The following is an 8585-nucleotide window of genomic DNA, read 5'->3' as shown; positions in this document are numbered from 1 at the left end:
CGCCAAGCCTCGGGCCGGATGGCCATCCAGCCCGAGGCTCAGTCGCTTCCATCGCACAAAATCATCCCTGTGCAGATACAAGGGGTGTTCCAGCGGAGTGAGGCGTTGGCGCTCGCTGGAACACCCCTCATCCGTCGCCTTCGGCGACACCTTCTCCCACAAGGGGCCCACAAGGGGAGAAGGGAAAGTCGTGCCACTCAAAACCGCTCCAGCTTCGCCCGCACTTTCGCCAGAAACGCCGCCCTTGTCCGCGGCGTCGAGGAATCCATCAGATAGTGCGCCAGGAAAAAGGTCCGGCAACGCGTCGCGCACAGCGCCCGCATGCCGCGCAAAAGGGTCTTGCGTCCGGGCTGGCCGACGACGACGCTCCACCAGGTCGGCGCCCCGCAGGTGGTGATGACGCCGATCTTTATCACATGCGTCATCAGCGACTTGATCCGCCCCTTGCCAGCCGGCAGCTTGAACGCGACATCCGTCGCCCACACCCGGTCGAGCCAGCCCTTCAGCATCGCCGGCAGCCCGTACCACCAGGTCGGATAGACGAACAGGATCGCTTCGGCCCAGTTAAGCAGCTCGAAATGCGGCCTCAGCGCCGGGTCCTGCGGCGCCTGGTCATTGTAGGAGCGCCGCTCGTCGCAGTTCATCACCGGATCGAATTTCTCGGCATAGAGGTCGAGCAGCCGCACCTCCCAGCCTCTTCGCGTCAGCACGTCCACGGCGGTATCGCGGATTGCGGCGCAGAAGCTGTCGGGCACCGGATGGCAGTAGACCACCAGCGCGCGCATCAGAACGCGTCCATGCTGGCTGCGACCCTTGCCACGAAGGCCTTGCGCGTGCCGTCGGTAGACAGGTTCATTGCATAGTGCGCGAGATAGCTCACCGGCGCGCCCGGTTTTACGGTGGCGCGCAGCATACGCTTGATCAATTTGCGCGGCGGATCGCCCATCAGCAAGGCGCGGAACCGACTGCCGCCATAGGTGGTCACCGCTGCGACCTTACGGATGTTGTGCAGCGACGGCTGCACCTTGCCGTTGACCAGCTTGAACGACACGCCCGGCAAGAAGACGCGATCGAAGAAGCCTTTCAGGATCGCCGGAAAGCCGTAGTTCCAGACTGGATAGGAAAGCACCAGCGCATCGGCGCGCAGCAGGCGTTCGACATAGGAAGCCACCGCATCGGAGGTGCCGCGCTGGTTGTGATAGTCCAGCCTTTCCTTGCGCGTCAGCCGCGGATCGAAATCCTCGGCATAGAGATCGCAGTCGTCGACCGTATGACCGGCCGCTGTCAACCGCTCGACGATCATCCGGTGCAGGCCGGCATTGAAGCTGGTCTCGACCGGATGGGCGTAGAGGACAAGGATGTTCACAGGGGAATATCCCCTAGGGTGTTCAAGCGCAAACCTGTCCTCATCACACCCTTTGCAGCCCCTTGAACAAAAAAGTCCGGCCCGACCGATAATCGTAATCCGGGTTCTCCCAGGCGATCATCTTGCCGGGATTGAGCAACCCTCGAGGATCAGTCTCCCGCTTGAAGGCAAGCTGCACCGCGTCGGTCTGCTTCATGCCGCCCTCTTCCAGCGTATAGCGGTGCGGGTTGAAGATCGGGCAGCCATTCTCCTCATGCAGGCGCACGATCTCGTCGAGCCGCGCTTCGGTGGTGAACTTGACCAGCGGCAGGCCGAAGCAGGTGATGTTGCCGTCCAGCCGCACGAATTCGAGATGCGAAAAAACCTCCCCCGGAAACATCGCGTCCATCTTCTCGACCAGCGCCAACTGGTTGGGAAAGGGATAAAGCGATTGCAGATAGGTGATCGAAGGATCGACGCGCAGCGCCCTGAGCGTCGTGTGGTTCCAGGCCAGCTCATAGGCCGGCGGCAGGCCTTTTGTCTCGTCCGGCGTTGCCGTGGCCGCATTGAAGATCACCTCGCCACCGGCACGGCGGGTGAAGGCCAGGAAGGCATCCAGCCCATGCTGCGCCACCATGACGACGCAGATGCTTTGTCCCTCCTTCAGGAATTTCTGGTGCCGCTTGAAATAGAGTTGCGGCACGGGTGCCGCTATCGGCGTGATGAGCTTGGTCAGGATGCCGTCCTGGCACGCCAGCGCATTGCCGTAGCGCGCCGCATCCATGAAACGGTCGAAACCGATGATGACGTCGACCCAGTCGTAGTCAGCCGTCAGCGGCATTTCGACTTCGGTGATGATGCCGTTGGTGCCATAGGCGTGTGTGACCTTGTGCAGATCCTCACCGGTGAGCTCGAGCGCTTTCGGTTCTGCCTCCATGGTCACCACGCGCAGTCGAAGCACGTTGCCGAAGTCGCGCAGGCCACCGAAATTGATCGAGCCGACACCACCCGAGCCGCCGGCGATGAAGCCGCCGATCGAGGCCGTGTTGTAGGTGGACGGCGACAGCCGCAACTCCTGCCCGGAATGCGCCCGCGTTGCCTTGTCGATATCGGCCAGAATGGCACCGGGACCTGTCACCACGCGCCCCGGCGCAATCGATTTGATCTCGTTCATTTCGGCGAGGTTGAGCACGACGCCGCCCGAAAGCGGCATCGCCTGGCCGTAATTGCCGGTGCCGCTGCCGCGTGGCGTCACCGGCACGCCATGCCGGTGACAGGCGGCAAGCACGCGGACCAGTTCGGCCTCGTTCTTCGGCGTCACGATCAAATCGCCAGTGACATGATCGAGCTGCTGCTTCAGCACCGGGCTGTACCAATAGAAATCGCGGCTCTTCTGCTGGACGATGGCCGGATTGTCGTCGACCTTCAGGCCTTCGAGATCGCGTTTGAGCGCCGAAACGTCCATCATTCCACCATCAGTTCGTCGAGTTCGGCGTAGTCGGGCAATTGCCGGTCGATCGCCTTGCCGCCGCGCACGACGATGCGATCCGATTCGGGCCGCGACAGCAATTCCGTCCAGCTTCGACCTTTGAACACGATGAAATCGGCATCGCCGCCGGCGGCCAGCGTGCCGAAGCCATCGAGCCGCATCACTTTGGCCGGCGTTGCGGTGACAGCTTGCGGCCAGTCGGCGACCGGGTGATCGAAATGCAGGATGCGTGTCGCCATGCGGTAGACCTCCAGCATGTCGAGATCGCCATAGGCATAGAACGGATCGCGCGTGTTGTCGGAAGCGACCGCGACCGGAATACCCCTCGCCTTCATCTCGTGCAGCAGCGTCACGCCACGCCAGCGCGGCGTGGTGCCATCGCCGCGCCGGTCCTGCAAATAGAGATTGCACATCGGCAGCGAGACGACGGCGAGCCCGGCTTTCGCCACCTTGTCCAGCGTGTCGAGCACATCGAGGTCGGGCTGGCGCGCCAGCGAACAGCAATGGCCGACAAGGATATTGCCTTCGAAGCCGTTCCAGAGAGCGGCCTCGGCGATCTTCTTCAGCGATATGGCGGCAATATCGTCGGTCTCGTCGGCATGGAAATCGAGATCGAGGCCATGCTTGATGGCCTGCGCGAAGACATGGTCGAGCAGTTCTTCGAGGTCCGGCACCATATAGGTGACGACACCGAGCACGCCCTTCGCGGCCGCAACCCGTTTTGCCAGCCTGTCGAACCATTTTTTGTCGCGCACCCCCTCGATGCCAAGCAGGCAGGCGCCTTGCAATTCGATGCGGCCACGCCAGGCCTCGCGCATCGTCTCGAACACCGGCCAGGAGATCTCCTCCTGCGGTGCAACGCTGTCAATGTGGGTGCGCAGCGCCCTGGTGCCATGCGCGTAGGCCGAGCGCAGCGAAAAATCCATGCGGCGCGCCACGTCCTCGGCGCTCCAGCGTGCCACACGATCGGCGCCGGCGGCATTCAGCGCACCCATGAAGGTGCCGTCGGGATTGGGCTTTCGCGGCCAGATATGGCCCTTGTCGATATGCGTATGGCAATCGACGAAACAGGGCAGCACGATGCGGCCGCCAAGATCGATGGTACCGGCCAACACTTCTGCACGACGATGCGCGGCAATGCCGGCGATCTTGCCGTCGGCCACAGTGATGTCGGCGAGCGCGAAGCCATCGCCATCAAAGGCAGCACCAAGGCCCGGTGTCAGGGACGCGTGAAGCCGGACGTTGGCGAGCCGGTATGACCCTGTGTTGGGAATCAAGACCCTAGCGCTCCTGCTTCAGTGCGCTTTCGTGCCAGCGCCGCAAAATAAGATGCGAAATCAGCGACAGCACCAGGAAGATCAGGATGCCGGTGAGCGAGATCAAGAACAGCGCCGCGAACAGCCGCGGCGCGTTGAGCCGGTAGCCGGCCTCGATGATGCGCGAGGCAAGGCCAGACGACTGGCCGGTGGTACCTGCGACGAATTCTGCCACCACGGCGCCGATCAGCGACAGGCCGCCGGCGATCTTCAACCCGCCGAGGAAATAGGGCATCGCCGCCGGCAGCCTGAGATAGCGCAACTGCTGCCAGCGCGTCGCACCATTGAGCTTGAACATGTCGCGCAGATTGCGGTCGACGGAATTGAGACCGAGCGTGGTGTTGGACAGGATCGGAAAGAAGGCGACGATCCAGGCGCATAGCAATAGCTTGGTCGTCTGGTCGTTCACATAGATGTTGATCAGCGGAAAGATCGCCACGATCGGCGTCACTTGCAGCACAATGGCGAACGGGAAGAACGACATCTCAACCCATTTCGACTGCGCGAACAGCACCGCCAGCCCGACCCCGCCGATGACGGCCAGAGCCAGGCTGAGGAAGGTGATGCGCAAGGTGACCAGAAGCGAGGAAAACAGCAGGCCGGCGTCGTTGTAGAGCGTCCACAGAACGACGCCGGGACGCGGCAGGATGTACTGCGGAATCTGGTTCCATACGCAGATGCGGTCCCACAGCCAGATCGCCAGGATCATGATCGCCAGCGGCAGCACCCAGCGGCCGATCCGCTCGAAGCGTTCCTGGCGCACCCGGCGTGCTTCCTCGGGGTCGAGTTCGAGCACCCGCTCGTCAATGGCCGTCATGGTGTGTGCCTGCTGTTGAGTTGATGGCCTTGACCAGCACATCGGAGGCCTGACGGCACAGTGCCGCATAGTCGGGCGAGGTGCGAAACGCCTCGTCGCGCGGATAGCTGGCCTCGATCGCGAGTTCGTCGAACACCCTGCCCGGCCGTGCTGCCATGAGGACGACGCGGTTGGAGAGAAAGACGCTTTCGAAGACGCTGTGGGTGACGAACACGACGGTGAAGCGTTCGTCTTGCCACAGCTCCAGCAGATCGTTGTTGAGCTTGAAGCGAGTGATCTCGTCGAGTGCCGCGAACGGCTCGTCCATCAGCAGCACGCGCGGCTTGGTCACCATGGCGCGCGCGATCGAGACGCGCATCTTCATGCCGCCGGACAGTTCGCGCGGCACCGCGTTCTCGAAACCGGTCAGGTGCACCCGCGCCAGCATTTCCGTCACCACTGGCGTGGCCTTGGCACGGCTGATGCCCTTCAGCCGAAGCGGCAGCCAGACATTGTCGAAGACGTTTGCCCAGGGCAAAAGCGTCGGCTCCTGGAAGACGAAGCCGATGTTCGAGCGGTCAAGCGCGCCGCCGCCGCGCCAATCGAGCACGCCGGAGGTCGGCGTCGACAGGCCCGCGATTAACCGCAACGCCGTCGACTTGCCGCAGCCCGACGGCCCGAGCAGACTGAGGAAATCGCCTTCCCTGATCGTCAGGTCGACATCGCTCAGCGCCGTCACGCCGTTGGAAAACACCTTGCCGACGCCACGCAGCGCCAGAAGCGTCGGGGCTGTACCCGACGCATACGACGCTGGCGCCACTTTTTCCTGCATCATGCCGGGACGGCCTACTTCTTCAGCTCGAGCCCGACGCCCTTGTTGACGAAGGTCAGCGTGTAGGCCTTCTTGATGTCGATGCCGGCTGGCGTGACCTTGGCCTTGACCATCTTGTCGTAGAAGCTCTGGACCCGCGCGTCGGTCATTGCGCCGATGCCGAGCTTTTCCGTGTCGCCGGAATCGGCCAGGCCGAACTTCTTCATCTGCTCGATCGAGAACGCGATCTGGTCGTCGCTCATGTCGGGATTGTCTTTCTTGATCATGTCGTTGGCGGCCTTGTTGTCGCCGTAGAGATATTTGTACCAGCCCTTGGCCGAACCATCGACGAAGCACTGGACCACCTCCGGCTTCTTGTCGATCGTGTCTTGCATCACTTCGATCGTCGTCGAGTAGGTATCCCAGCCATAGTCGGCAAGCAGGAACTGGTTCGGCACGAAGCCGCCTTCCTTCTTGACCGCGAACGGCTCGGAGGTGACGTAGCCCTGCTGGATCGACTTCTTGTTGGCGAGGAATGGAGCGGTGTTGTAGGTGTAGGGCGCGCGCTTCGAGGCATCGAAGCCGAGCTCGATGACCATCCACTGGAAGAAGGTCTGCACGCCCTCGTCGCCCAATATGTACTGCTCGGCGTTCTTCAAATCCTCCCATTTGTCGAGCCCCTCGCCGGGGTGGGACATGATGACCTGCGGATCCTTCTGGAAGTCCGCTGCCACCACGCGCATCGGAATGCCTTGCTGGACGGCATCGAAAGCCGACAGCAGATTGCCGCCCATGTAGAAATCGATCTTGCCGGCCAGCAGCATCGGCCGGCCGCTGACCTGCGGACCGCCCTGCATGATGGTGACGTCGAGGCCGCAGGCGGCATAGGTGCCGTCCGCCACGGCCTGATAATATCCGCCATGTTCCGGCTCGGCCAACCAGTTGGTGCCGAAGGTGACTTTTTCATTCGCAGCGGCACTCAGCGTGCCGGCTGCAAGCAGAGCCACCACCGCCGCCGAAATCTTCTGTTTTCCGTACATCGACACCACCCTTTGTTTGCTCTGACGCGCCACGCGCCAGGCTCGACACCAAAGATTCAAGAAGCAAGACATATGCCACCAGCCCCTCGCGCCGGGACCGCCCGCTTGCACCACAGCCATCTGCGAAAGCCGGACAAGGTCGTGCTGCACCAGAGGCATCGTGCCTATTTTTTGAACGCCTGTCCACAATCGCCCCGGGAACATGCACCGCCATCTTGAAGGTGTGACGGGTCAGGCCTTAGGCTGGCGGCATCCAGGAGATTGCCATGTTCAAATTCCACACCCCGAAGTCGATCAAGCCGCCCTTTGCCCGCTACAGCCATGGCGTCGAAGTGCCGGCCGGCAAGCGGTTGGTACTGTGCTCGGGCCAGGTTGCCATTACGGCGGACGACGAGATCCCGGAAGACGCCGGGGCACAGGCCGAGCTCTGTTTCCGCAATATCGAAGCGGTGCTCGGCGAGGCCGGACTGGGTCTCGGGGACATCGTGCGCATCAACGCCTATGTCACCGACCGCGCACATCTGCGGCCCTACATGGATGTCCGCGACCGGCTGTTTTCGAACCCCGCGCCGGCCTCGACGCTGATGATCGTCTCCGGATTCGCGCGGCCCGAATTCAAGGTCGAGGTAGAGGCGATCGCGGCGGGGTGATCGACAGGCCATCCTTCCCGCGCTAGGTCTGACTCATCCATTGAAGAGGCGTGGCATGACCGTTGCAAAAAGACGCGTGTGGTGGGGCGACTACCGGACCACCGAATACGCCTCGATCGATCCGGAGGCGACGATCGCCGTGCTGCCGCTGGCGGCGATCGAGCAGCATGGACCGCATCTGCCGGTTTCGACCGACAGCTCGATCATGAACGGCATGCTCGACACGGTCATTTCGCGCCTGCCCGACGATCTCGACATCCGCATCCTGCCGGTGCAGGCGGTGGGCAAGTCGAACGAGCACCTTCACGCTCCGGGCACCCTCACTTTGCCGGCAACGACATTGGTCGATGCCTGGACCGAGCTAGGCCTATCAGTCGCGCGCGCCGGCGTGCGCAAGCTGATCGTCGTCAATTCGCACGGTGGCAACGAGGAGATCATGGGCATCGTCACGCGTGAATTGCGTGTGCGCGAAAAGATGCTGGCGGTGAAGACCAGCTGGCAGCGTTTTGGCCGCCCGGCCGGCATGTACACCGAACTCGAAGACCGCCACGGCATCCATGGCGGAGATGTCGAGACCTCGCTGATGCTGCATTTCAGGCCGGACCTTGTCGACATGGGCAAGGCCGACAATTTCGTTTCCAATGTCGCCAAGGCCGAGAAGGAATTCTCGCTGCTGCGCCACACCGGCACCCACGCCTTCGCCTGGATCGCTGGGGATCTCAACCCGAACGGCGTGGTCGGCGACGCCAGCATCGCGACATCGGAAAAAGGCCGGCTGACGGCAGAATATCAGGCCGATGGTTTCATCAGCCTGCTGCGGGATGTGCGCAAGGCGAAACTCGCCGACTGGCTGTAATAGCATAGTTGCTCGGTACAGATATTCTGACCGTGCAATGGCACATCGCGCCCTCCGAGGTTAGCCGAGCCTTTCTCCTTCGTCATCCTGGGGCGGAGCAAGGAGCGAAGCGACGCGGCGCAGACCCCGGGATCCATGCCGCGACCTGGGAGCGCCGCAGCCGTGCAGAATTCTGCTCCGCTGCGTTCTTCGGCCGCTGTCGCGGCATGGCAACTGTGTTCATGCGAAAGCTTTTTTGTCTCGAATGATGGCGTTTAGGACGACGAGAAGCTTCCTTGCGAC

General features: G+C 62.4%; 9 protein-coding genes. 2 read left to right on the top strand and 7 right to left on the bottom strand.

Features of this window, described 5'->3' with window-relative positions:
• Positions 1-197: 197 nt before the first annotated feature.
• Genes NKH03_RS33655 through NKH03_RS33625 form a run of 7 tightly spaced genes read right to left on the bottom strand, consistent with a single transcriptional unit; the run spans position 198 to position 6797 of the window.
• Positions 198-785, bottom strand: a complete 588-nt coding sequence (locus NKH03_RS33655; protein ID WP_352973160.1) for an NAD(P)H-dependent oxidoreductase — start codon at positions 783-785, stop codon at positions 198-200.
• Positions 785-1366 carry an NAD(P)H-dependent oxidoreductase gene (locus NKH03_RS33650; protein ID WP_352877072.1) on the bottom strand — a complete coding sequence of 194 codons (582 nt, stop codon included), beginning with the start codon at positions 1364-1366 and terminating at the stop codon, positions 785-787. The genes NKH03_RS33655 and NKH03_RS33650 overlap by 1 nt, the downstream gene beginning before the upstream one ends.
• 43 nt (positions 1367-1409) lie before the next feature.
• On the bottom strand, positions 1410-2810 hold the full coding sequence (locus NKH03_RS33645) for an FAD-binding oxidoreductase (RefSeq protein ID WP_352973161.1): 1401 nt from the start codon (positions 2808-2810) through the stop codon (positions 1410-1412).
• Positions 2810-4111 (bottom strand): cytosine deaminase, encoded by a 1302-nt coding sequence (locus NKH03_RS33640; protein WP_352973159.1) that lies wholly within the window; start codon positions 4109-4111, stop codon positions 2810-2812. Before NKH03_RS33640 ends, NKH03_RS33645 begins: the two co-directional genes overlap by 1 nt.
• A 4-nt stretch (positions 4112-4115) precedes the next feature.
• On the bottom strand, positions 4116-4967 hold the full coding sequence (locus NKH03_RS33635) for an ABC transporter permease (protein WP_352877077.1): 852 nt from the start codon (positions 4965-4967) through the stop codon (positions 4116-4118).
• Positions 4954-5781, bottom strand: coding sequence for an ABC transporter ATP-binding protein (locus NKH03_RS33630; RefSeq protein WP_352973158.1), 828 nt, complete (start codon positions 5779-5781; stop codon positions 4954-4956). The genes NKH03_RS33635 and NKH03_RS33630 overlap by 14 nt, the downstream gene beginning before the upstream one ends.
• 11 nt (positions 5782-5792) lie before the next feature.
• Positions 5793-6797, bottom strand: a complete 1005-nt coding sequence (locus tag NKH03_RS33625) for an ABC transporter substrate-binding protein (protein WP_352973157.1) — start codon at positions 6795-6797, stop codon at positions 5793-5795.
• A 266-nt stretch (positions 6798-7063) separates the two neighbouring features.
• Between NKH03_RS33625 and NKH03_RS33620 the strand changes: the two genes are divergently transcribed.
• Both NKH03_RS33620 and NKH03_RS33615 read left to right on the top strand, forming a co-directional pair.
• The gene (locus tag NKH03_RS33620; RefSeq protein WP_352873808.1) at positions 7064-7447 is read left to right on the top strand and encodes a RidA family protein; all 384 of its coding nucleotides are present in this window, start codon (positions 7064-7066) and stop codon (positions 7445-7447) included.
• Positions 7448-7502: 55 nt separating this feature from the next.
• Entirely contained in the window at positions 7503-8303 is an 801-nt protein-coding gene (locus tag NKH03_RS33615) for a creatininase family protein (protein WP_352973156.1), read from the top strand.
• Positions 8304-8585: the final 282 nt, after the last annotated feature.

The sequence above is a fragment of the Mesorhizobium sp. M1406 genome, from assembly GCF_040317555.1.
Lineage (GTDB): Bacteria > Pseudomonadota > Alphaproteobacteria > Rhizobiales > Rhizobiaceae > Mesorhizobium.
The sequence above is the reverse complement of the archived record's forward strand: the minus strand, read 5'-3'. Positions and strand labels throughout refer to the sequence as shown.